Source organism: Actinomycetospora endophytica, assembly GCF_021026375.1.
GTDB classification, from domain to species: Bacteria; Actinomycetota; Actinomycetes; order Mycobacteriales; family Pseudonocardiaceae; genus Actinomycetospora; species Actinomycetospora endophytica.
Genome location: NZ_JAJNDB010000009.1, coordinates 241,776 through 263,161, shown reverse-complemented (window position 1 = coordinate 263,161; position 21,386 = coordinate 241,776). Strand labels below are relative to the sequence as shown.

Annotated in this window: 19 protein-coding genes and 2 pseudogenes; 3 read left to right on the top strand and 18 right to left on the bottom strand. The window is 74.2% G+C overall.

The features are described from left to right. Nucleotides 1-5: 5 nt before the first annotated feature. From rpoZ to pyrR, 9 genes are all read right to left on the bottom strand, one after another. A complete protein-coding gene (gene rpoZ, locus LQ327_RS31095; protein ID WP_230740175.1) occupies nt 6-290 on the bottom strand; it encodes a DNA-directed RNA polymerase subunit omega in 285 nt (94 codons plus the stop codon). After that, nucleotides 291-980 (bottom strand): guanylate kinase, encoded by a 690-nt coding sequence (gmk, locus tag LQ327_RS31090; RefSeq protein WP_230740172.1) that lies wholly within the window; start codon nt 978-980, stop codon nt 291-293. After that, entirely contained in the window at nt 977-1,294 is a 318-nt protein-coding gene (gene mihF / locus LQ327_RS31085) for an integration host factor, actinobacterial type (RefSeq protein ID WP_230740170.1), read from the bottom strand. Before mihF ends, gmk begins: the two co-directional genes overlap by 4 nt. 256 nt (nt 1,295-1,550) lie before the next feature. Next, on the bottom strand, nt 1,551-2,456 hold the full coding sequence (gene pyrF, locus LQ327_RS31080; RefSeq protein ID WP_230740166.1) for an orotidine-5'-phosphate decarboxylase: 906 nt from the start codon (nt 2,454-2,456) through the stop codon (nt 1,551-1,553). Next, on the bottom strand, nt 2,453-5,842 hold the full coding sequence (carB, locus tag LQ327_RS31075) for a carbamoyl-phosphate synthase large subunit (protein ID WP_230740162.1): 3,390 nt from the start codon (nt 5,840-5,842) through the stop codon (nt 2,453-2,455). Before carB ends, pyrF begins: the two co-directional genes overlap by 4 nt. A 4-nt stretch (nt 5,843-5,846) precedes the next feature. Beyond that, nucleotides 5,847-6,959, bottom strand: a complete 1,113-nt coding sequence (carA, locus tag LQ327_RS31070) for a glutamine-hydrolyzing carbamoyl-phosphate synthase small subunit (RefSeq protein ID WP_230740157.1) — start codon at nt 6,957-6,959, stop codon at nt 5,847-5,849. After that, nucleotides 6,949-8,247, bottom strand: a complete 1,299-nt coding sequence (locus tag LQ327_RS31065) for a dihydroorotase (RefSeq protein ID WP_230740155.1) — start codon at nt 8,245-8,247, stop codon at nt 6,949-6,951. The genes carA and LQ327_RS31065 overlap by 11 nt, the downstream gene beginning before the upstream one ends. After that, complete coding sequence (locus tag LQ327_RS31060; protein ID WP_230740151.1) at nt 8,244-9,245, bottom strand: aspartate carbamoyltransferase catalytic subunit; 1,002 nt, start codon at nt 9,243-9,245, stop codon at nt 8,244-8,246. The genes LQ327_RS31065 and LQ327_RS31060 overlap by 4 nt, the downstream gene beginning before the upstream one ends. Then, complete coding sequence (gene pyrR, locus LQ327_RS31055) at nt 9,242-9,838, bottom strand: bifunctional pyr operon transcriptional regulator/uracil phosphoribosyltransferase PyrR (protein WP_308286408.1); 597 nt, start codon at nt 9,836-9,838, stop codon at nt 9,242-9,244. Before pyrR ends, LQ327_RS31060 begins: the two co-directional genes overlap by 4 nt. 345 nt (nt 9,839-10,183) lie before the next feature. Here pyrR and bldD point away from each other — a divergent pair, with 345 nt between their 5' ends. Beyond that, on the top strand, nt 10,184-10,672 hold the full coding sequence (gene bldD / locus LQ327_RS31050) for a transcriptional regulator BldD (RefSeq protein WP_230740148.1): 489 nt from the start codon (nt 10,184-10,186) through the stop codon (nt 10,670-10,672). Between the two features lie 467 nt (nt 10,673-11,139). Here the strand turns inward: bldD and nusB are convergent. From nusB to LQ327_RS31035, 3 genes and pseudogenes are all read right to left on the bottom strand, one after another. Further along, a pseudogene (nusB, locus tag LQ327_RS31045) lies at nt 11,140-11,538 on the bottom strand (transcription antitermination factor NusB); the annotation flags it as partial. A gap of 62 nt (nt 11,539-11,600) precedes the next feature. Continuing rightward, nucleotides 11,601-12,164 (bottom strand): elongation factor P, encoded by a 564-nt coding sequence (gene efp, locus LQ327_RS31040; RefSeq protein ID WP_230740146.1) that lies wholly within the window; start codon nt 12,162-12,164, stop codon nt 11,601-11,603. A 72-nt stretch (nt 12,165-12,236) separates the two neighbouring features. Next, a complete protein-coding gene (locus LQ327_RS31035; protein ID WP_230740143.1) occupies nt 12,237-13,370 on the bottom strand; it encodes an aminopeptidase P family protein in 1,134 nt (377 codons plus the stop codon). A 61-nt stretch (nt 13,371-13,431) separates the two neighbouring features. Between LQ327_RS31035 and LQ327_RS31030 the strand changes: the two genes are divergently transcribed. After that, the gene (locus tag LQ327_RS31030; RefSeq protein WP_230740140.1) at nt 13,432-14,370 is read left to right on the top strand and encodes a hypothetical protein; all 939 of its coding nucleotides are present in this window, start codon (nt 13,432-13,434) and stop codon (nt 14,368-14,370) included. Between the two features lie 15 nt (nt 14,371-14,385). Here LQ327_RS31030 and LQ327_RS31025 read toward each other — a convergent pair whose 3' ends face one another. Beyond that, complete coding sequence (locus tag LQ327_RS31025) at nt 14,386-15,273, bottom strand: LysR family transcriptional regulator (protein ID WP_230740138.1); 888 nt, start codon at nt 15,271-15,273, stop codon at nt 14,386-14,388. A gap of 85 nt (nt 15,274-15,358) precedes the next feature. Here LQ327_RS31025 and LQ327_RS31020 point away from each other — a divergent pair, with 85 nt between their 5' ends. Beyond that, entirely contained in the window at nt 15,359-16,432 is a 1,074-nt protein-coding gene (locus LQ327_RS31020) for an EamA family transporter (protein WP_230740135.1), read from the top strand. A gap of 11 nt (nt 16,433-16,443) precedes the next feature. Here LQ327_RS31020 and rox read toward each other — a convergent pair whose 3' ends face one another. From rox to aroC, 5 genes and pseudogenes are all read right to left on the bottom strand, one after another. Then, nucleotides 16,444-17,952, bottom strand: coding sequence for a rifampin monooxygenase (gene rox, locus LQ327_RS31015; protein WP_230740235.1), 1,509 nt, complete (start codon nt 17,950-17,952; stop codon nt 16,444-16,446). Nucleotides 17,953-18,123: 171 nt separating this feature from the next. Next, nucleotides 18,124-18,477, bottom strand: a complete 354-nt coding sequence (locus LQ327_RS31010) for a VOC family protein (protein WP_230740132.1) — start codon at nt 18,475-18,477, stop codon at nt 18,124-18,126. Between the two features lie 26 nt (nt 18,478-18,503). Then, complete coding sequence (gene aroB / locus LQ327_RS31005) at nt 18,504-19,598, bottom strand: 3-dehydroquinate synthase (RefSeq protein ID WP_230740130.1); 1,095 nt, start codon at nt 19,596-19,598, stop codon at nt 18,504-18,506. A 58-nt stretch (nt 19,599-19,656) separates the two neighbouring features. Then, nucleotides 19,657-20,181 (bottom strand): annotated as a pseudogene (locus LQ327_RS31000) (shikimate kinase); the annotation flags it as partial. Continuing rightward, nucleotides 20,178-21,374: a chorismate synthase gene (gene aroC, locus LQ327_RS30995; protein ID WP_308286406.1), complete on the bottom strand. Its 1,197-nt coding sequence runs from the start codon at nt 21,372-21,374 to the stop codon at nt 20,178-20,180. The pseudogene LQ327_RS31000 and the gene aroC, both read right to left, overlap by 4 nt. Between the last annotated feature and the right edge of the window lie 12 nt (nt 21,375-21,386).

Below are 21,386 nucleotides of genomic sequence, written 5' to 3'. Positions count from 1 at the left end.
GGTGGTTACTCGCCCTCGGTGTGCTCGAGCAGGTGGCCGTGGATCTCGCGCATGGCGATCGAGAGCGGCTTCTCGCGCGGGCCCGGCTCGACCAGCGGGCCGACGTACTCGAGGAGACCCTCGCCCAGCTGGGCGTAGTAGTCGTTGATCTGACGCGCCCGCTTGGCCGCGTAGATGACCAGCGCGTACTTCGAGCTGACGGTCTCCAGCAGCTCGTCGATGGGCGGGTTGGTGATGCCCTCGGGAACGTCGTGGAAGCCGACCGCGACGCGGCTGGTGGTGATGCTCATTCAGCGACTCCTGCTATCTGGGGCACGTGAGGTTCCGGGGCCGACGGCTCCCGCGTGCGCCGCACCGTCGTCGACGGGGCCGTCGTCGAGAGCGCTGCAGGCAGGAGCGTCAGAAGGGTGAGCCAAGTCTACCAATCGCCGCGCGGTCTCCCGGACGTCGTGGTTCACGAGCGCGACGTCGAACTCGCGGCGGGCCGCCAGCTCGACCCGCGCGGTGGCCAGCCGGCGATCGACGACCTCCTGCGGCTCGGTCCCGCGGCCGGTCAGCCGAGAGACCAGTTCCTCCCAGGAGGGGGGCTCGAGGAACACGAGCAGGGCGTCCGGCCGGCGCTCGTGCACCGCCCGCGCTCCGGCGAGGTCGAGCTCCAGCAGCACGGGCTCGCCCGCCGCCAGGTGCTCCTCGACGGGGGCGGCCGGGGTGCCGGAGCGGTGCAGGCCCCGATGGATCGAGGCCCACTCCAGCAGGGCCCCGGCCGCCACCATGCGGTCGAACTGCTCGTCGGAGACGAAGTGGTACTCCCGCCCGTCGACCTCCCCCGGCCGGGCCGCACGGGTGGTCGCCGACACGCTGAACCACAGCGGGGCGTCCATCCGCCGCAGTTCGGCGACGACGGTGCTCTTGCCGACCCCGGACGGACCGGCGAGGACAACGAGCCTGCCCCGGGGGGCGGTCCTGGGCGGGGAGGTCACTCGCCGTCGAACTCCGCGAGCAGGGCCTTGCGCTGGCGCTCCCCCAGGCCGCGCAGTCGCCGGCTGGGCGCGATCTCCAGACGCTCCATGATCTGCTGGGCCCGGACCTTGCCGACGCCGGGCAGGGCCTCGAGCAGCGCCGAGACCTTCATCTTGCCCAGCACCTCGTCGGAGTCGGCCTGGTCGAGGACGTCACCCAGGCTGGTGCCGCCGCGCTTGAGCCGCTCCTTGAGCTCGGCCCGGGCGCGACGGGCAGCGGCTGCCTTCTCCAGCGCGGCCGCCCGCTGCTCCTCGGTCAGCTCGGGAAGTGCCACGGTCTCCTCCGGTTCAAGCGGGTCGGTGGTTGTCGAGCGTGAGGTCCCACGGGTCTCGACCCACGTGAGCAGGCCTTGCGGACCTCGTCGCAGGCGAACGTACCGTCTGCGGGGCCGGGACACAGTCCATGGGTGTCCGGCGTGTGAACGGCATCGCTCCGCCGGTGGTCCTCCTGCGCTGGGACGACGGCGCGGCGCCGGGCGACGCGCCGGGCACGTCAGGCGCCGAGCGGCGCCGTGCGCCTTGCGTCGGGTGTCATGCGCCGACCGGTCCGGCCGGGAGTCCCAGGTCGGCCAGTGAGCCGTTCAGCGCCGCGCACGCGTCGTGCAGCGCTTCCGGGTCGGGGCCCGCGGCGAGAATCTCCCGCGAGCTCGACGGGATCACCGGCCCGCTGCCCACCGCGAAGGCCTCGGCGAGGTCGGCGGGGGTCGCGCCCTGCGCGCCGAGACCCGGGACGAGGACCGGGCCGCCGAGCCGCGAGAGGTCCAGACCGTGCGCCCGTCCGGTGGTGCCCGACGTCGCGCCCACGACGACGCCCGCCACCCCCGGGTTCGCCGCGTTCACCGCGGCGCAGGAGTCGACGACGCTCTGGGCGACCTCGCGCATGCCCCGGTAGGACCCGTTGCCGGGGCCGCCGGAGGGGTCGAGGGTCCAGGCCTGGGCGGACTGGACCGCGGGGGCCTCCGGATTCGAGGTGCGGGCCAGCACGAACACCCCGCGCCCGGTGGCGGCGGCCAGGTCGATCGCGGGCGTCAGCGACCCCACCCCCAGGTAGGGCGAGAGGGTCACCGCGTCGGCGGCGAGCGGCGAGGTGTCCGCCAGCCAGGCCGAGGCGTAGGCGGTCATCGTGGACCCGATGTCCCCGCGCTTGGCGTCGGCGATCGTGAGCAGGCCGGCGTCCGCGGCGTCGGCGAGCACCCGCTCCAGGGCACGCACTCCCCCGCTGCCGTGCACCTCGAACAGCGCCACCTGCGGCTTGATGACGGCCACGTGCCCGGCCAGCGCCGCCACCGCGTCGCGCCCGAAGCGCTCGACCCCGGCGGCGTCGTCCTCGTGGCCCCAGCGGGCGAGCAGGCCCGGGTGCGGGTCTATCCCGACGCAGAGCGGCCCGTGCCGCGCGACCGCCGCCGTCAGCCGCGCCGCGAACGGTGCCCGGGTCACGCCGGCCCCGCCCCGGCGGGCGTCTCCCCCGCGGTCTCGGCGCGCGCCTTGGCCAGCCGCTCGTGCAGCACCTGCAGCGGCGTCACGGCGACCTCGCCGCGGATGACGGCCTCGATGGCCTGCACCGCCGCGGCCGCGCCCTGCACCGTCGTCACGCACGGGACGTTGACGTTGAGCGCCGCCGCGCGAATCTCGTAGCCGTCCACCCGCGGGCCGGCGTGCCCGACCGGGGTGTTGACGATCAGGTCCACCTCCCCGGCCTGGATGGTGTCGACCACGTTGTCGGGGCCTTCGAAATGCTTGCGCACCACCTGGCACGGGATCCCGTTGCGCTCCAGCACGCTGGCCGTGCCCGCCGTCGCCAGGATCTCGAAGCCGAGGTCGGCGAGGCGCTTGACCGGGAAGATCAGGGCGCGCTTGTCGCGGTTGGCCACCGAGACGAAGACCTTGCCGCTGGTCGGGAGGCGCCCGGAGGCGGCCGCCTGGGCCTTGGCGAACGCCGTCGAGAAGGCGACGTCGATGCCCATGACCTCGCCGGTGGACTTCATCTCCGGCCCGAGGAGCGAGTCGACCCCGCGCCCGTCCGGGCGGCGGAAGCGGTGGAACGGCAGGACCGCCTCCTTGACCGCCACCGGGTGCTCGCGCGGCAGGTGCCCGCCGTCGCCCGCGGCCGGCAGGACGCCCTCCCGGCGCAGGCCCGAGATCGTCGACCCGAGCATCACCCGGGCGGCGGCTGAGGCCAGCGGCACGCCGGTGGCCTTGGAGACGAACGGGACGGTGCGGCTGGCGCGCGGGTTGGCCTCGAGGACGTAGAGCACCTCGTCCTTGAGGGCGTACTGCACGTTCATCAGCCCGAGCACCCCGAGGCGGCGCGCGAGGGCGACCGTCGAGGCCCGCACCGTCTCGATCTCGGAGAGCCCGAGGGTGATCGGCGGCAGCGTGCAGGAGGAGTCGCCGGAGTGGACGCCCGCCTCCTCGATGTGCTCCATGACCCCGCCGAGGTAGACCTCGCCGGTGGCGTCGCACAGCGCGTCCACGTCGATCTCGATGGCGTCGTCGAGGAAGCGGTCGACGAGCACCGGGTGGTCGGGGGTGACCTCGGTGGCCCGGGCGATGTAGTCGGCGAGGGTCTCGTCGTCGTAGACGATCTCCATGCCGCGCCCGCCGAGCACGTAGGAGGGCCGGACGAGCACCGGGTAGCCGATCTCCGCGGCGATCGCGCGGGCCCCGTCGAAGCTGGTCGCGGTGCCGTAGGGCGGGGCGGGCAGCCCGGCGTCGTCGAGGACGTGGCCGAAGGCGCCCCGCTCCTCGGCGAGGTCGATCGCGGCGGGCGGGGTGCCCACGATCGGGACGCCCGCGGCCTCCAGCGCGGCCGCGAGCTTCAGCGGGGTCTGGCCCCCGAGCTGCACGACGACGCCCGCGAGACCCGGCGTCCGGGTGCCGTCGGGGTGGCGGACCGAGTCCCCGCCGCCGGAGAGCCGCTCGGCGTGGACGACCTCGAGCACGTCCTCCTCGGTGAGGGGCTCGAAGTAGAGGCGGTCGGCGGTGTCGTAGTCGGTGGACACCGTCTCCGGGTTGCAGTTGAGCATCACCGTCTCGAACCCGGCGGCGCGCAGCGACGTCGCGGCGTGCACGCAGGAGTAGTCGAACTCGATGCCCTGCCCGATGCGGTTCGGCCCGGAGCCCAGGATGATCACCTTGGGCCGCTCGGTCTGCCCGGTGACCTCGGACTCCGCCGCGGGGTCGGACTCGTAGGCCGAGTAGTGGTACGGCGTGCGGGCGGCGAACTCCGCGGCGCACGTGTCGACCGTCTTGTAGACCGGCCGCACCCCGAGGCGGTGGCGCAGCGCCCGCACCCCGGCCTCGCCGGCGAGCTCGGGGCGCGCCCCGGCGATCTGCAGGTCGGACAGGCCCGCCCGCTTGGCGCGGCGCAGCAGGGTGGCGTCGAGGACCGGCGCGTCGCCGATCTCCCGCCGCAGCCCCACCAGGCCCTCGATCTGCTCGACGAACCACGGGTCGATCCCGGACGCCTCGCTGACCTGCGCGACCGTGTTGCCGAGCCGCAGCGCCCGTTCGACCGCGTAGAGCCGGCCGTCCCGCGGCAGCGACGCCTGGTACAGCGCGTCCCCGGCGGTGACGCCCTCCGGGTCCGGCCGCGTGCCGAAGCTCGCGTCGGCGGTCTCGGTGGAGCGCAGCGCCTTGTTCAGCGCCTCCGGGAACGAGCGGCCCAGGGCCATCGCCTCGCCGACCGACTTCATCGTCGTCGTCAGCGTGGGGTCCGCGCCGGGGAACTTCTCGAACGCGAACCGCGGCACCTTCACGACGACGTAGTCCAGCGTCGGCTCGAAGCTGGCCGGGGTCTCGCCGGTGATGTCGTTGGAGATCTCGTCGAGGGTGTACCCGACGGCGAGGCGCGCGGCGATCTTGGCGATCGGGAACCCGGTGGCCTTCGAGGCGAGCGCGGACGAGCGGGAGACGCGCGGGTTCATCTCGATGACGACGAGCCGGCCGGTCCCCGGGTGCACCGCGAACTGGATGTTGCAGCCGCCGGTCTCGACGCCGACCTCGCGCAGCACCTCGATCCCGGTGTCGCGCATGACCTGGTACTCGCGGTCGGTCAGCGTCATCGCCGGCGCGACGGTCACCGAGTCGCCGGTGTGCACGCCCATCGGGTCGACGTTCTCGATCGAGCACACGACGACGACGTTGTCCTTGCCGTCGCGCATCAGCTCGAGCTCGTACTCCTTCCAGCCGAGCACCGACTCCTCGATGAGCACCTCGTGCACGGGGCTCGCGGCGAGTCCGGTGCCGGCCAGGCGCTCGAGCTCCTCGTCGGTGTAGGCGAGGCCGGAGCCGAGGCCGCCCATGGTGAAGCTCGGCCGGATCACCACCGGCAGCCCGACCTCGGCGACGGTGGCCCGTACCTCGGCCATCGAGTGGCAGACCTCGGAGCGCGGGACGTCGCCGCCGATCGACCGGACGATGTCCTTGAACTTCAGCCGGTCCTCGCCGCGCTGGATGGCGTCGACGTCGGCGCCGATCAGCTCGACGCCGTAGCGCTCGAGGACGCCGGCGTCCCACAGGGCGATGGCGGTGTTCAGCGCGGTCTGCCCGCCCAGGGTGGCGAGCAGCGCGTCCGGGCGCTCCGCCTCGATCACCTTGGTGACGTGCTCGATGTCGATCGGCTCGACGTAGGTGGCGTCGGCGTACTCCGGGTCGGTCATGATCGTGGCCGGGTTGGAGTTGACCAGCGAGACGCGCAGGCCCTCCTCGCGCAGCACACGGCAGGCCTGGGTGCCGGAGTAGTCGAACTCGCAGGCCTGCCCGATCACGATCGGACCGGAGCCGATCACCAGGACGTGGTGGATGTCCTCGCGGCGCGGCATGTGCTCAGCGCCCTCCCATCAGGCCGGCGAAGCGGTCGAACAGGTCAGCGGCGTCGTGCGGTCCGGCCGCCGCCTCCGGGTGGTACTGCACCGAGAAGGCTGGCACGTCGGTGCAGGTCAGTCCCTCGACGACGCCGTCGTTGGGGCACCCGTGCGACAGGTGGACGTCTCCGTGCGGGGAGTCGACGTGCTCGCCGGGCGTGCCGGCGACCGCGAATCCGTGGTTCTGGCTGGTGATGGCCACCGTCCCGGTGGTGTGGTCGTACACCGGGACGTTGATGCCCCGATGTCCGTATCGGAGCTTGAAGGTACCGAGCCCCAGAGAACGGCCGAGAATCTGGTTCCCGAAGCAGATGCCGAACAGCGGCACCCCGCGCCCCAGCACGCCCCGGGTCAGCGCCACGGCGTGCTCGGCCGTGGCCGGGTCCCCCGGCCCGTTGGAGAGGAAGACCCCGTCCGGTGAGCCGTCGAGCAGCTCGTCGATCGTGGCGGTGCTCGGCAGTACCCGGGTCTCGATGCCGCGCGCGGCGAGCATCCGCGGGGTGTTCGCCTTGATCCCCAGGTCCAGCGCGGCGACGGAGAACCGGCGGGTGCCCTCGGCGGCCACCGTGTACGGCGTCGTCGTCGTGACCTCGCCCGCGAGATCGGCGCCCGCCATCGGCGGGCTCTCCCGCACGGCGTCGAGCATGTCGCGCGAGGTGCCGAGCCCGTCGCCGGAGAAGAGGCCGGCGCGCATCGAGCCCGACTCGCGCAGCCGCCGCGTCACCGCCCGGGTGTCGACCCCGGCCACGCCGACCACGCCCTGGCGCGTGAGCTCCTCGGTCAGGCCGCGGGTCGAGCGCCAGTTCGACGGCATCCGGGCCGGGTCCCGCACGACGTAGCCGGCGACCTGGATGCGCGCGGACTCGTCGTCCTCGTCGTTCCAGCCGGTGTTGCCGATGTGCGGCGCGGTGGAGACCACGATCTGGCGGTGGTAGCTCGGGTCGGTGAGGGTCTCCTGGTATCCGGTCATGCCGGTGGTGAAGACCGCCTCGCCGAGGCTGCGGCCCCGGGCCCCGAAGGACTCCCCTCGATGAACGGTGCCGTCCTCCAGCACCAGCACTGCCTCACTGCTCACGAGGAGCCACCTTTCCGTCCCGCACCGTCCATCGTCCCCGCAGCATGGTGTGGACCACCGACAGCGGCAGGTCCGTTCCCTCGTACGGCGTGTTCTCCGCGATGCTCGCCAGCTCCGCGCCGCGCACCGTCCAGGTCGCCTCCGGGTCGACGAGCGTCAGGTTCGCCGGCTCGCCCACCGCCAGCGGCCGGCCCTGGTCGGGCAGCCCCGCGATCCGGGCCGGGGCCTCGCTGGTCACCCGGGCGACCCCGCGCCAGTCGAGCAGGCCGGTCCGCACCATCGTCAGCGCGACCACCGGCAGCGCCGTCTGCAGGCCCAGCATGCCGGGCCGCGCGACCGACCACTCGCAGTCCTTCGCCTCGACGGCGTGCGGCGCGTGGTCGGTGGCGACGCAGTCGATCTCGCCGTCGGCGAGGGCCCGGCGCAGCGCGAGCGTGTCGGCCTCGGGGCGCAACGGCGGGTTGACCTTGTGCACCGGGTCGTAGCCCTCGGCCGCGGTGTCGGTGAGCAGCAGGTGGTGCGGGGTGACCTCGGCGCTGAGCGCGAAGCCCGGTCGCGCGTCCAGGGTCTCCCGCGCCCAGCGCAGTACGCCGACCGAACCCGCCGTCGAGAGGTGGCAGACGTGCAGGCGGGCGCCGGCGGCCGCGGCGAGCATCGCGTCGCGGGCGACGATCGACTCCTCGGCGGTGGCCGGCCAGCCGGTCAGGCCGAGGCGGGCGGCGACCGGACCCTCGTGGGCCTGCGCGCCGACGGTCAGGCGGTGGTCCTCGGCGTGCTGGGCGACCAGCGCGTCGAGCGAGCGGGCGTACTCCAGTGCCCGCCGCATGATCAACGGGTCGTTCACGCAGCGGCCGTCGTCGGAGAACATCCGCACGGCTGCCGGGGAAGCGGCCATCATCCCCATCTCGGCCAGCTTCTCGCCGCCGAGCCCGACGGTGACCGCGCCGACCGGGTGCACGTCGACGAGCCCGACCTCGCGCCCGCGCCGCCAGACGTGCTCGACGACGACGGGCGAGTCCTGGGTGGGGTTCGTGTTCGGCATCGCGAACACCGCGGTGTAGCCGCCGAGCGCGGCCGCCGCCGAGCCGGTGGCGACCGTCTCGGCCTCCTCCCCGCCCGGTTCGCGCAGGTGGGTGTGCAGGTCGACCAGCCCGGGGAGGGCGACGAGGCCGTCGGCGTCGACCGTCTCGTCGGGGTCGGTCCCGTCCCGGACGAGGAGGCCGTCCTCGACGACGAGGTCGGTGGCGTCCTCGCCGTACGGCCGGACGTTCCTGATGAGGGTCTTCACGCCACGTCCTCCCCGGCGAGCAGGTGGTAGAGCACGGCCATCCGCACGTGCACCCCGGCGGTGACCTGCTCGGCGATGGCGGCGCGGTCGGAGTCGGCGACCGCGCTGGCGATCTCCATGCCCCGCACGGCCGGCCCGGGGTGCAGGACGACGGCGTGGTCCGGGAGGGTGTCGGCGCGGCGCTGGCTGAGGCCGAACCGGACGGCGTACTCCCGGGCGCTGGGGAAGAACCCGCCGTGCATCCGCTCGGCCTGCACCCGCAGCATCATCACCGCGTCCGGCCCGGTGGCGAGGTGCGTGTCGAGGTCGTGGGTGACCGCGACCGGCCAGGCGTCCACGCCGATCGGCAGCAGCGTCGGGGGCGACACCAGGGTCACTTCGGCGCCGAGCGTGGCGAGCAGGTGGGCGTTGGAGCGGGCGACCCGGCTGTGCAGGACGTCGCCGACGATCGCGACCCGCCGGCCGGCCAGGTCGGGGCCGAGGCGCTTGCGCAGGGTCGCGGCGTCGAGCAGCGCCTGGGTGGGGTGCTCGTGGGTGCCGTCGCCGGCGTTCACGACCGCGACGTGCCCGTCGGTGTGGGAGTGGCCCACCCCGTCGAGCCAGCCCGCGATCCGGTGCGGCGCCCCGGAGGCCGGGTGGCGGACGACGACGGCGTCGGCGCCGGCCGCCGCGAGGGTGGCGGCGGTGTCGCGCAGCGACTCCCCCTTGCCGACGCTGGACCCGGAGGCGCTGACGTTGATGGTGTCCGCGCTCATCCACTTGCCCGCGACCTCGAACGACACCCGGGTGCGCGTGGAGTTCTCGTAGAACAGCGTGACGATCGTGCGGCCGCGCAGGGTCGGGAGCTTGCGGACCGCGCGGCCGGTCAGCGCCTGCTCCATGTTCTCGGCGGTCGCGAGCAGCGCGTCGGCCTGGTCGCGGCGCAGGTGCTCGGTGGAGAGCAGGTGCCGGAGGCCGACGGCGCCGGGGGCGGGCGTCCCGTCGTCGGGGGCGGTCATCGCAGCGTCACCCCGTCGTGCCCGTCGGACTCGCGCAGCGACACCGCGACGTCCTCGCCGCGGTTGGTCGGCACGTTCTTCCCGACGTAGTCCGCCCGGATCGGCAGCTCGCGGTGCCCGCGGTCGACCAGGACCGCGAGCTGCACCGCGCGGGGCCTGCCGTGGTCGCGCAGCGCGTCGAGCGCCGCGCGCACCGTCCGCCCGGACATCAGCACGTCGTCGACGAGCACGACCGTGACGTCGTCGATCCCGCCGGCCGGGATCTCGGTCTCCTCCAGGGCCCGGGTGGGCTGCAGCCGGAGGTCGTCGCGGTAGAGCGTGGGGTCGAGGGCCCCGACGGCGACGGTCGTGCCCGACCCGTCGGCCGCGGCGATGGCCTCGATGCGCTCGGCGAGCCGCTGGGCCAGATGGATGCCGCGGGTGGGGAGACCGAGGAGCACGACGGGTGCTCCGGAGTCCGCGGTCTTCTCGAGAATCTCGTGGGCGATCCGGGCCACGGTGCGTGCGAGGTCCGCCGACGAGAGCAGCTCGCGCTCACCCTCGGCGTTCGTCGTACCACCCGGTCCGGAACCGCCCCGGCGCCGCGTGGGCACTCGGGGACCTCCTTCTCCGCCTCGCGGGACGGCTCTTAAAGGATGTCGATGTGGTTCGGACTCGACACTATCAGCCACGGTGTGCGACCGATCAGGTCGCCCGAGCGATCACGAACCCCGGTCGGCGGGCGCTCCGCACGCGGGCGATCACAGTGGGCGTTGACCGCGCCGAGACGTGAACCACTCGACCGGATCGGCGTGCCACGCGACACACCGGACGACCAGCGATGGGAACCCGGCTTGACCTCGTGATCGCAGAGGGCGCATCATCACTCTCCGTAAAGGCTTCAGCAGGGCTGCGTCGGCGGATTCCCCGTCGGACGCGCGGGAACGGGGTGCCGCCACATGGGCGACTATGCGAAGGCGCTGGGCGCCAAGCTTCGGGGGATCCGACAGCAGCAGGGTCTCTCCCTGCACGGCGTCGAGCAGAAGTCAGGCGGCCGCTGGAAGGCGGTCGTCGTCGGGTCGTACGAGCGCGGTGACCGCGCCGTGACCGTCCAGAAGCTCGCCGAACTGGCGGACTTCTACGGAGTGCCGGTGGCCGAGCTGCTGCCCGAGGGACGTATCCCCTCGGGCTCCGAACCGGCCGCCAAGATCGTCATCAACCTGGAGCGCCTGCAGGCGCTGCCCGCGGAGAAGGCGGGCCCGCTCGCGCGCTACGCGGCGGCGATCCAGAGCCAGCGCGGTGACTACAACGGGAAGGTTCTCTCGATCCGCAACGAGGACCTGCGCTCGCTCGCGATCATCTACGACATGACGCCGGGCGACCTGTCCGAGCAGCTCGTCGAGTGGGGCGTGCTGCCGCCCGAGGCGCGGGTCGTCCGCGAGGACTGACCCGCTCCACCGGGGCCTGCGCGCCGTGCCCCCGCGCCCGGCCCCACCGCTCCCGCACGTGCCGCGATCGAGCGCTGCCTCCTGATCGAGCGCTGCCCTAATTCGAGCGCTGCCCTGTTCGACCGAAGGGCACCTTCGCTCGAATAGACGGGCCGTGGGCGCCCTTCGCCGGAACGACCCGGCACCCGCCGTTCCGGGCGAAGGGGCCCTTCGGTCGATCTGGTGGAGTGAAGGGGCCCTTCGCTCAGAACCGGTCGGTGCCGCTCGGAACTGGTCGGGGGCGGTCAGAACTGGTCGAGGGCGGTCGGCCTCGGACGGACGCGCGCCCGGGGCGATCAGTGCTCGTCCGCGTCCGGTTCCGCGATCCGAGCCGCCGACGGGTCGGTGTCCTCCTGAGCCGGCTCCGCGTCCGGGGGCAGGTCCACCCGCTCCCGCTCCGGCGCCGCCACCGGCTCGCGCCGCCCCGACGCCAGCCCCGCGAGCACGCCGTTGACGAACCGCGGCGAGTCGTCCGTCGAGAGCTCGCGGGCCAGCAGGATGGCCTCGTCGATGGCCACGGCGTCGTCGACGTCGTCGGTGAAGAGCACCTCGAACGCCCCGATGCGCAGGATCGCGCGGTCGACCGCCGCCATCCGCTCGACCGACCAGCCGCGCGCCATCTCCCCGAGCGACGCGTCGATGTGGTCGCGATGGGCGACGACCCCCTCGACGAGGGTCTGCGCGAAGTCCGACACCGGCGGCGCGTCGGCGCCCGCGATCCGGCGCCGGAGCACGTCGAGCGGGTCCTCCGCGCGCGCCTCGGACTCGAACAGGATGTCCAGCGCGCGCTTGCGGCCCTTGGAGCGCGAGCCCTTGCGGGCCGGGATGTCGCGGTGCGGTGCCTGAGCCACACCCCGCTGGGTCGAGCTCCGTTCCGCTCCGTCTCCCACTAGGAGGACACGCGGCCGAGGTACCGGCCGTCACGGGTGTCGACCTTGACGGTGGTGCCGGTCTCGAGGAACAGCGGGACCTGGATCTCCGCGCCGGTCGACACGGTGGCGGGCTTGGTGCCGCCGGTGGAGCGGTCGCCCTGGACACCGGGGTCGGTGTGGGTGATCTCGAGCTCGACCGAGGCGGGCATCTCGATGAACAGCGGCACGCCGTCGTTGAAGGACACCTGCACCTCCTGGTTCTCCAGGAGGAAGCGCGACTGGTCCCCGACGGTCTGCCCCGACACCGGGATCTGCTCGTAGTCGCTCGCGTCCATGAAGACGAAGTCGTCGCCGTCGCGGTACAGGTAGGTCATGTCGCGGCGGTCGACGTTGGCCGTCTCCACCTTGGTGCCCGCGTTGAACGTCTTGTCGACGACCTTGCCGGTCATGACGTTCTTGAGCGTCGTCCGGACGAAGGCGCCGCCCTTGCCCGGCTTGACGTGCTGGAACTCGGTGACGGACCAGAGGTTGCCGTCGATCTTCAGCACCAGGCCGTTCTTCAGGTCGTTCGTCGTCGCCACTGCGGTGTCGCTCCTGTGCTCGGTCTGGTTCCGGGGCGCCAGGGTCCCCGGTGGTGTCCGGTCGGGTCCGCGTCAGCCCAGGACCAGGAGATCCCGCGTCGACGCGGTCAGCGGTTCGGCCCCGGACCCGGTCACGACCAGGGTGTCCTCGATCCGCACGCCGCCGCGGCCGGGGAGGTAGACGCCCGGCTCGACGGTGACCGTCATGCCCGCCTCCAGGGTAGCGGTCGCCGTCGCGCCCATCGCCGGAGCCTCGTGGATGACGAGTCCGACCCCGTGACCGACCGGGTGGACGAACTGCTCCCCGTACCCGGCCGCGGTGATGACGTCGCGGGCGGCCTCGTCGATCTCGCGGGTGCCGACGCCGGGTCGCAACGCCGCCCGGCCGGCCGCCGCGGCCGCGTCGACCAGCGCGTAGATCTCCCGCTGCCAGTCCGCGACGGCGCCCTCGGGCCCGACGAGCACCGTGCGCGTCATGTCCGAGTGGTAGCCGTCGATCAGGGCGCCGAAGTCCATCGTCACGAGGTCGCCGGCCGCCAGCGGGGCGTCGGACGGCCGGTGGTGCGGGATCGCGGAGTTCCCGCCGGCGGCGACGATCGTCTCGAAGCTGGGTCCGGACGCCCCGTGGGTCACCATCCGCTCCTCCAGCTCGTGCGCGACCTCCCGCTCGGTGTGCCCGGCCGCCAGGACCCCGTCGGCGACGGCGCCGGCGAGGGCGGCGTCGGCGGCCGCACAGGCCAGGCGCAGCGCGTCGACCTCGTCGTCGTCCTTGACCGCCCGCAGCCGCTCCACCAGCCCCGGCGCCCGCCGCAGCTCGGCCTCGGTGGCGGCGGTGAGGACGTCGAGGGTGTCGACGGTGACCTGCGCGCTGTCGAACCCGATCGCACCGGCGGTGCTTGCGCCCAGCAGCCCGGGCGCGCACGCCCGCTCGACGAGCAGCGGCAGGTCCGGGGTCTCGGCGGCCGCCTGGGTCGTGTAGCGGCCGTCGGTGGCCAGCACGGTGCGGTCCTCGGCGTCCGGGCCGTCGCCGGCGTGCACGAGCAGCGCCGCGTTCGAGCCGGTGAACCCGGACAGGTAGCGCACGTTGACCAGGTCGGTGACGAGCAGCGCCTCCAGCCCGGCCTCGCGCAGGGCCGCCCGCAGCGCCTCCCGCCGTCGGGCCGCGGCCGGGTGCGGGCGGGGGCTGAACGTGCTGCGTGCGGCCACCCCGGGAGCGTAGGACCGACGGGGCCGGAGGGCGTGACCCGTCGCACCGTACGGTGAGCCCGTGCGTCCCTGGGTGCTGCGTGCTCTGGTCATGACGCTGCTCTACGGCGTGGGGCAGACGCTGTTCGTGGCGCTCTCGTCGCGAGTCGTGGACCAGACCCTGCTCTGGTCGATCCTGCTGCTCGGCTCGCTGCTGCTCGTCGGCCTGGTCTGGGGCGGCGCCGAGGTGATCACCGACCGGGTCCCGCCGGAGTGGACGTGGCTCAAGGCCGCGTTCGCCGCCGGGCCCGCCGCGGGCCTGCTGACGTGGGCCCTGCTCGCCCTGTTCGTGGACGCGGTCGGCATCGAGGACCTCAGCTCGGCGCTGATCGGCCGGGCGTCGTTCACGGTGCTGCTCATCCTGGTCTCGGCGTCGCTCGGCTCGCGCCTCGGCTGGCTCTCGCTGCGCCGCTCCGACGACCCGCGCGCCGCGTCGGACCCGACCGCGGACACCGACGAGCCGGGATCGGAGGTCCCGACGACGAGGCTCGGCGGGTCCGCCGCGCCGGCGCTGGCCGCGTCGACGTTCGAGCGCGTGGAGGCGCGCCGCGCCCGCCGTCTCGAGGAGCAGGCCGCCGGGACCCGGCCGGCCACGTCGGGGGCCCCGCCGTCGTCGCGTCTCGTCGGGAGTGCCGACCGGGGCGACGACCCCACCCGTGTCCCGTTCGGCAGCGGTCCCTTCGCCGACCCGCCGGGTTCGCCGGAACAGTCCTCCCCCGAGCCGGCGTCCGCCGGTGGCTCCGGTGGCTACGCCTCACCCGTCGTGGCCGTGCTGCCCCCGGTGACGCCGCTGCCCGCGGAGACCGAGCCGTCGTCGGGGTCCGCGTCGTCGGCCCCCTCGTCGTCGGACGCATCGTCGTCGGAGCCCGAGGACGTGGGGGCCGACGAGGGCGCGGACGGTCGCCGCCCCGGTGCGAGCCGGCGCCGCTTCGGTCTGCGTCGCCCCGGCGACGACGACTGACGGTTCAGTTGCTGGTCACCGCAGCGCGGCCAGCACCAGGGCGAGCGGCGGCCAGGAGTCCCGCCCGCGGCGGGTGACCGCCCGGCAGCGCAGCCGGACCTCGGGATCGCGCAGTTCGAGCACCCGCACGCCCCGGCGCACCGGCCGGTCCACCGGGAGCAGGCCCACTCCGAGACCGGCGACGACGAGGTCCTCGACCAGATCGAGGCTGTCCGCCTCGTGGGTCATCCGCGGCTCGAACCCCGCCGTGGAGGCCAGCAGGCGCACCACGTCCTCGTCGGCGCGGTTGCGGGAGTTGCCGATCCAGTCGTGGTGCCGGTAGGTCCCGACGACTGCGGCCGCGGGTCCGCTGACGGCCCGCGACCCGTCGTCGGGCACCCCGAGACCCCACCGCGCCTCCCACAGCGGCTCCCCCGCGACCGCGGAGGCGGGCGGGGTGATCGCGGACGGGGCGAGGTCGTAGTCGTAGACCAGAGCCAGGTCGACGGCGTCCGCGTCGAGCAGGTCGAGGGACTCGGTCGGCTCGTGCTCGCGGATGGTGAGCCGCACGCGGGGGTGCTCGTCGGCGAAGGCGGCGACGATCGGCATCAGCGAGCGCCGGACCGCCGTCGCGAACCCGGCCACGCGGACCGTCCCGGCGGGGTCCCCGTGCGGCTCGAGGTCGTGCCGCGCGGAGTCGACCGCGGCGAGGATCTCCACCGCGTGCTCGGCCAGGCGGCGGCCGGCCGGGGTGAGCCGGACCCGCCGGCCGTCGGGCTCCACGAGCGGTGCCCCGGCCTCGTGGGCGAGGGCGGCGATCTGCTGGGAGACCGAGGACGTCGAGGTGTGCAGCGTCTCGGCGACCGCCCGCATGGAGCCCAGCCGCGCGAGCTCGACGAGATAGGGCAGGCGGCGGGTGTCCACGAACCGATCGTCCCGGTTCGATGGACGGTATGTCCATGATTCTCACGTGGACGCGGACGGTCGATGGAGCGTTGACTGCCTCGTCGTGACCTCCTCACGTGCCCGCACCGGTGCGGTGCTCGCCGTCGGCTCCATGTCCTGCGTCCAGCTCGGTCTCGCGGCGTCGGTGGACCTGTTCAGCCGCGTGCCCCCCGAGGGCGTGGCCGCGCTGCGGCTGGTGTGGGCGGGGCTGCTGCTCCTGGTGCTCGTGCGGCCGCGACCGTCGTCGTTCACGCGCTCGAGCTTCCTGGCGGCGTGCGGCCTCGGAGTGGTCACGGCGGGCCTGACGATGCTGTTCATGGCCGCGGTGGCCCGTATTCCGCTGGGGACGGCGAGCGCGATCGAGTTCCTCGGTCCGCTCGGGGTCGCGGTGGTGCGCGGTCGCGGGACCGGGATCGTGTGGCCGGTGCTCGCCGCGGCGGGGGTCCTGCTGCTGACCGAGCCGTGGCAGGGCGGGGTCGATCCCGTCGGCGTCGGGTTCGCGCTCGCCGCCGCGGCCTGCTGGGCCGCCTACATCCTGCTCACCCAGCGCGTCGGGGACCAGGTGACCGGGCTGTCCGGCCTCGCGGTGTCCATGCCGGTGGCCGGGCTGGTCGGCGCGGCGGTGGCGGCGGGGACGGTGCCGGGCCTGGCGTCCGTGCTGACGGTGCCGGTGCTGCTCGCCGGCCTCGGGCTGGGTCTGCTGCTGCCGGTCGTGCCGTTCGCCCTGGAGATGCTGGCGCTGCGCCGGCTCACCACGGGCGCGTTCGGCACCCTCATGGCACTCGAACCGGCGATCGCGCTGCTCGTGGGCGCGGTGGTGCTGGGGCAGCTGCCGAAGGTGCTCGGGGTCGTCGGGATCGTGCTGGTCGTGACGGCAGGCGTCGGGGCGGCGCGGGCCGGGGGCCGGGGGGCCGTGCCGGACGTCGTGGCCGGGGATGAGGTCGTGTCTGGGGTCGGTCGCCGCCGGGTGGATGGTGAGCCGGCGCCCGAGGACACGATTCGGGACGACGAACCGGCCGCGGTCCACCACTCGATCGGGGACGTGGGCGTCGGTCCGGCGGGGGACGCTGCGGTCGCCTCGGCCGGGGACGGTGCCGTCGCGGCGTCCCGGGCCGTGTCCTCCTCCGATCACGCCTGATCACCGGGACCTCATCGTCGTCGTGCGGGCCCGGCGGCAGCCACACCGTCCCGGTGATCATGCTGCCGGGCGGCACCCGTCGTCGCGGACGCCCCGAACCAGCGGGGCAGCACGGCGTCCAGTCCGTCCTGGTCGTCCCCGACCCACACCACGTGGCCGTCGGGCCGCAGCAGCACCGCCGGCACGTCGAGCTCGTCGCTGCCGTCGACGACGTGGTCGACCCGGTCGGCCCACCCCACGACCGAGAGCCAACCGGTCCGGTCGAGGAGCAGCCCACGACCGACGTGCATGAGCCCGTAGAGGTGGCCCCGCTCGTCGAGGTGCACGTCCCGGAGGCGTCGGCCGAGGAGGTCGTGGCTCCGGTCGTCCTGCCCGACGTCGTACCGGATCCCGATCGCGATGATCTTCTCGGTCAGGTACCGGTTCACCTCCTCGAACGCCATGAGCTCCGAGATCAGCCCGCGCACCGCCTGCGGCCCGGGCTCGAGGGACATGAGCTGCATCTGCGCGCGGGTGTTGACGAGCACGGCGGCCGCGACCGGGTGCCGCTCGCTCGCGTAGCTGTCCAGCAGCCCCTCGGGCGCGCGGGCGGCGACCTCCGCGGCCAGCTTCCAGCCGAGGTTGACCGCGTCCTGCAGGCCGAGGTTGAGGCCCTGTCCGCCGGTCGGCGGATGGATGTGCGCCGCATCCCCGGCCAGCAGCACCCGACCGCTGCGGTAGCGCTCGGCCTGGCGGGTGGCGTCGCCGAAGCGGGACAGCCACCGGGGTGAGTGCACGCCGAAGTCGGTGCCGGCGACCGCCTGCAGCCGGGCGGCGAACTCGTCCAGCGTGGGCGGCGCGGAGCGGTCCTCGGCGACGTCGTCCGCCGGGACGATGACCCGGTGCACCCCGCCCGGGAGGGGCATGGCCCCGAACCGGAGCTGCGTCCGGCGGACCTCGGCGGTGACCGCCGCGAGCGTCTCCGGCGGGGCGGTCAGCTCCATCTCTCCGATCAACGTGTCGACCCGGCTGGGCTCCCCCGGGAACCCGATGCCGAGGAGCTTGCGGACCGTGCTGCGCCCGCCGTCGCACCCGACGAGGTAGCGGGAGCGGAGCCGCGTGCCCTCGGCCAGCTCGACGGTCACGCCGTCGTCGTCCTGCTCCAGCCCGACGACGGCGTGGCCGCGCCGGATCCCGACGTCGAGCTCGGCCGCCCGCTCGGTCAGGAGTCGCTCGGTGACGGTCTGCGGGATGCCGAGCACGTAGCCGTGGGCGGTGTCCAGGTCTTTCGGTGGCGCCGGCGCGGGAATGGCGGCGAAGAATCCGTTGAGCGGATGCTGCGTGCCGTTCTCGAGGAACCGCTCCAACAATCCGCGCTGGTCCATGATCTCGATGCTGCGCGCGTGCAGTCCGAGCGATCGGACGATCCTGGTCGGCTCGGCCTCCCGGTCCAGCACGAGCACGTCGATCCCGTGCAGCCGCAGTTCACAGGCCAGCATGAGACCGGTCGGCCCACAGCCGGCAATGATCACGTCGATGATGAGGAGCTCCCCCGGTGACTGGTCGGATCCCGCGGAATCCGCGGTTCCTCCGATTCGGCCGGGCGATTCTGCGGCAGATCCCGGGGCTTGCGGCAAGCCCCGTGGGGCGCTATACGTTGAGAGTGGCCGGGGACGTCCCCGGCTTTTCGTGTGTCTGCGCTCGTGTCGTGCCTAGGCCTGGTGCAGACCGATGACGTTGCCGTCGGGGTCGGCGACGAAGCAGAAGCGCCCACCGGGCTCCTCCGACGGGGTGCTCACCTCCGCCCCGCGGGCGACCAGGTCGCGGTGGGTGGCGTCGAGGTCGTCGGTGTCGAGGACCAGACCGCGCAGGCTCCCCGCGGGCATCTCGGCGAACCACGTGACCAGCGCGAACGTCGTCGTCGATCCCGGCGGCGCGACCTGCACCCACCGCTGCCCCGGCCCGAAGGTCACGTCGGCGACGGTCTCGAACCCGAGGACGTCGGTGTAGAAGCACCGGGCGCGTTCCTGGTCGCTGACCGGCAGCGAGACCACCGAGACCCACATGCCTGGCTCCTCTCACGTCGGGCGGGTCAGGAGGCGAGCGCCTCGTAGGCGGCCGCGAGGTCGTCCGGGGTGGGCCCCTCGAGGCGGCCGGGGTTGGCGAGCCCGTCGAGGACGACGAACCGCAGCAGGGCGCCGCGGCTCTTCTTGTCGACCTTCATGTGCTCGACGAGGTCGGACAGCGCGCCCGGTTCGTACCGGGTGGGCAGGCCGACGGCGGCGAGGACGTCGCGGTGCCGGTCCGTGGTGGCGTCGTCGAGCCGTCCGGCCCGGCGGGCGAGCTCGGCGGCGAACACCAGTCCGACGCTGACCGCCTCGCCGTGGCGCCACTGGTAGTCCTCGCGGCGTTCCACCGCGTGCCCGAGCGTGTGGCCGTAGTTGAGGATCTCGCGCAGATGGGACTCGCGCAGGTCGGCGGCCACGACGTCGGCCTTGACGCGCACCGAGCGGACGACGAGCTCCTCGATCACCGGGCCCGTCGGGTCGAGGGCGGCCTTCGGGTCGGCCTCGACGAGGGTGAGGATCTCGGGATCGGCGATGAAGCCGGTCTTGATCACCTCGGCCATCCCGGCCGCGAGCTCGGCCGGCGAGACGGTGGTGAGCGTGTCGAGATCGGCGATCACGGCGGCGGGCTCGTGGAACGCGCCGACGAGGTTCTTCCCGGCGCCGGTGTTGATGCCGGTCTTGCCGCCGACCGCGGCGTCGACCATCGCGAGGAGCGTCGTCGGGACGTGGACCACCCGCACGCCGCGCATCCAGCCCGCGGCGACGAACCCGGCCAGGTCGGTCGCCGCTCCCCCGCCGACGGCCACCACCGCGTCGGAGCGGGTCAGGCCGATCCGCCCGCAGACCTCCCAGCAGAACCCGGCGGTCGCGAGGTTCTTGCCGTCCTCGGAGCCGGGCAGCTCGACGCGGTGGACGTCGACGCCCGCGGCCTCCAGGCCCGCGGAGACCGCCAGCGCCACCGGCTCGACCGCGGGCTGGTGCATGACGGCCACCCGCGCGGCGCCCGCGAGCATGCCGCCCTCGGCGAGTCCGGCCGCGACCGCGTCGGTGATCCCCCGCCCGACCACCACGTCGTACGGGCTGCCCGAGGCGACCCGGACCGCCGTCGGCTCAGCCACGGTGACCCGCGGGCGCGCTCGTGTCCCCGGCCGATGTCGTGTCCCCGGCCGTCGTCGCGTCCTCGGCCGCCGCTTCGGCCGCCGTGAGCGCGGCGTGCACCGCGTCGGCGACCTCCTCCGCGGTGCGCTCGTCCGTGCCGATCTCGTGCACCGCCACGGCTCGGTACACCGGCAGCCGCTCGGCGAGCAGCGCCGCGAAGGTGGCGCGCGGGTTCACCCCCGCGAGCAGCGGCCGCGCGGTCGACAGCCCGGTGCGGCGTACCCCGGCCGCGAGCCCGACCGAGAGCAGCACCACCGGGTGACCACTCAGCGCCGTCCGGGTCTCCTCGGCCAGAACGGCTCCCCCACCGAGCGCGAGGACTCCGGCGTGGGAGGCCAGCGCCTGGGCCACGGCCTCGCGCTCGAGCTCGCGGAAGGCGGGCTCGCCGTCGCTGGTGAAGATGTCGGCGATGACCCGGCCGGTCCGGGCCTCGACGAGGTCGTCGGTGTCGGCGAAATCCACCCCCCAGCGGGTCGCGAGCAGCTGGCCGACCGTGGTCTTGCCGGCCCCGGGCGGGCCGACCAGGACGACGGCCGGGCTCACGGCTGTACCGCCCGCTTGGGGTCGATCCCGGCGCGGTACGCGGCGACGTTGCGGGCGGTCTCGGCGAGCGAGTCCCCGCCGAACTTCTCGATCGCCGCGTCGGCGAGCACCAGCGCGACCAGCGCCTCGGCCACCACCCCGGCCGCCGGCACCGCGCAGACGTCCGAGCGCTGGTGGTGGGCGGTCGCGGCCTCGCCGGTGGCCAGGTCGACGGTGCGCAGCGCGCGGGGCACCGTCGAGATCGGCTTCATCGCGACCCGGGCGCGCAGCGGCTCGCCGTTGGTCATGCCGCCCTCGATGCCGCCGGCGCGGTTGGACGCCCGGTCGATCCCGGAGCCGTCGGCGACATCGATCTCGTCGTGGGCGGCGGACCCGCGGCGCCGGGCGGTGGTGAACCCGTCGCCGATCTCGACGCCCTTCATCGCCTGGATGCCCATGAGCGCCCCGGCCAGCCGGGCGTCGAGGCGTCGGTCGGCCTGCACGTAGGAGCCCAGACCCACCGGCAGGCCGTGCGCCACCACCTCCACGACCCCGCCGAGGGTGTCGCCGTCCTCCTTCGCGGCGTCGACCTCGGCGATCATCGCGGCCGCCGAGGCCTCGTCGACCGCGCGGACCGGCGAGGCGTCGATCCGCTCGCCGTCGCCGGGCATCGGGATGGCCCCCTCGGTGGCGTCCGCGGTGCCCAGCGACACCACGTGCGAGAGCACCTCCACCCCGAGCGCCTGTTCGAGGAACGCCTTGGCCACCGCCCCGAGTGCCACCTTCGCCGCGGTCTCGCGCGCCGACGCCCGCTCCAGCACCGGGCGGGCCTCGTCGAACCCGTACTTCGTCATCCCCGCCAGGTCGGCGTGCCCGGGGCGCGGCCGGGTCAGCGGCGCGTTGCGGGCGCGGCCCTCCAGCACCTCCGGGTCGACCGGGTCCGAGGACATCACGGTCTCCCACTTGGGCCACTCGGAGTTGCCGATGCGCATCGCCACCGGACCGCCCTGGGTGATCCCGTGGCGGACGCCGCCGAGGATCTCCAGCTCGTCGGCCTCGAAGCTCATCCGGGCCCCGCGCCCGTAACCGAGGCGCCGGCGCGCGAGCTCCGCCGAGACCTCCTTGGACGACACCGACACCCCGGCCACCATGCCCTCGAGCACCGCCATGAGAGCCGGACCGTGAGACTCACCCGCTGTCAGCCACCGCAACACCCCGCCATCGTT

Excerpts from the sequence above, each read along its gene's own strand:
- rpoZ (WP_230740175.1), bottom strand. The coding sequence starts at position 290 with ATGAGCATCACCACCAGCCGCGTCGCGGTCGGCTTCCACGACGTTCCC.
- carB (WP_230740162.1), bottom strand. The coding sequence starts at position 5,842 with ATGCCGCGCCGCGAGGACATCCACCACGTCCTGGTGATCGGCTCCGGT.
- LQ327_RS31060 (WP_230740151.1), bottom strand. The coding sequence starts at position 9,245 with ATGACCGCCCCCGACGACGGGACGCCCGCCCCCGGCGCCGTCGGCCTC.
- bldD (WP_230740148.1), top strand. The coding sequence starts at position 10,184 with ATGGGCGACTATGCGAAGGCGCTGGGCGCCAAGCTTCGGGGGATCCGA.
- LQ327_RS31010 (WP_230740132.1), bottom strand. The coding sequence starts at position 18,477 with ATGTGGGTCTCGGTGGTCTCGCTGCCGGTCAGCGACCAGGAACGCGCC.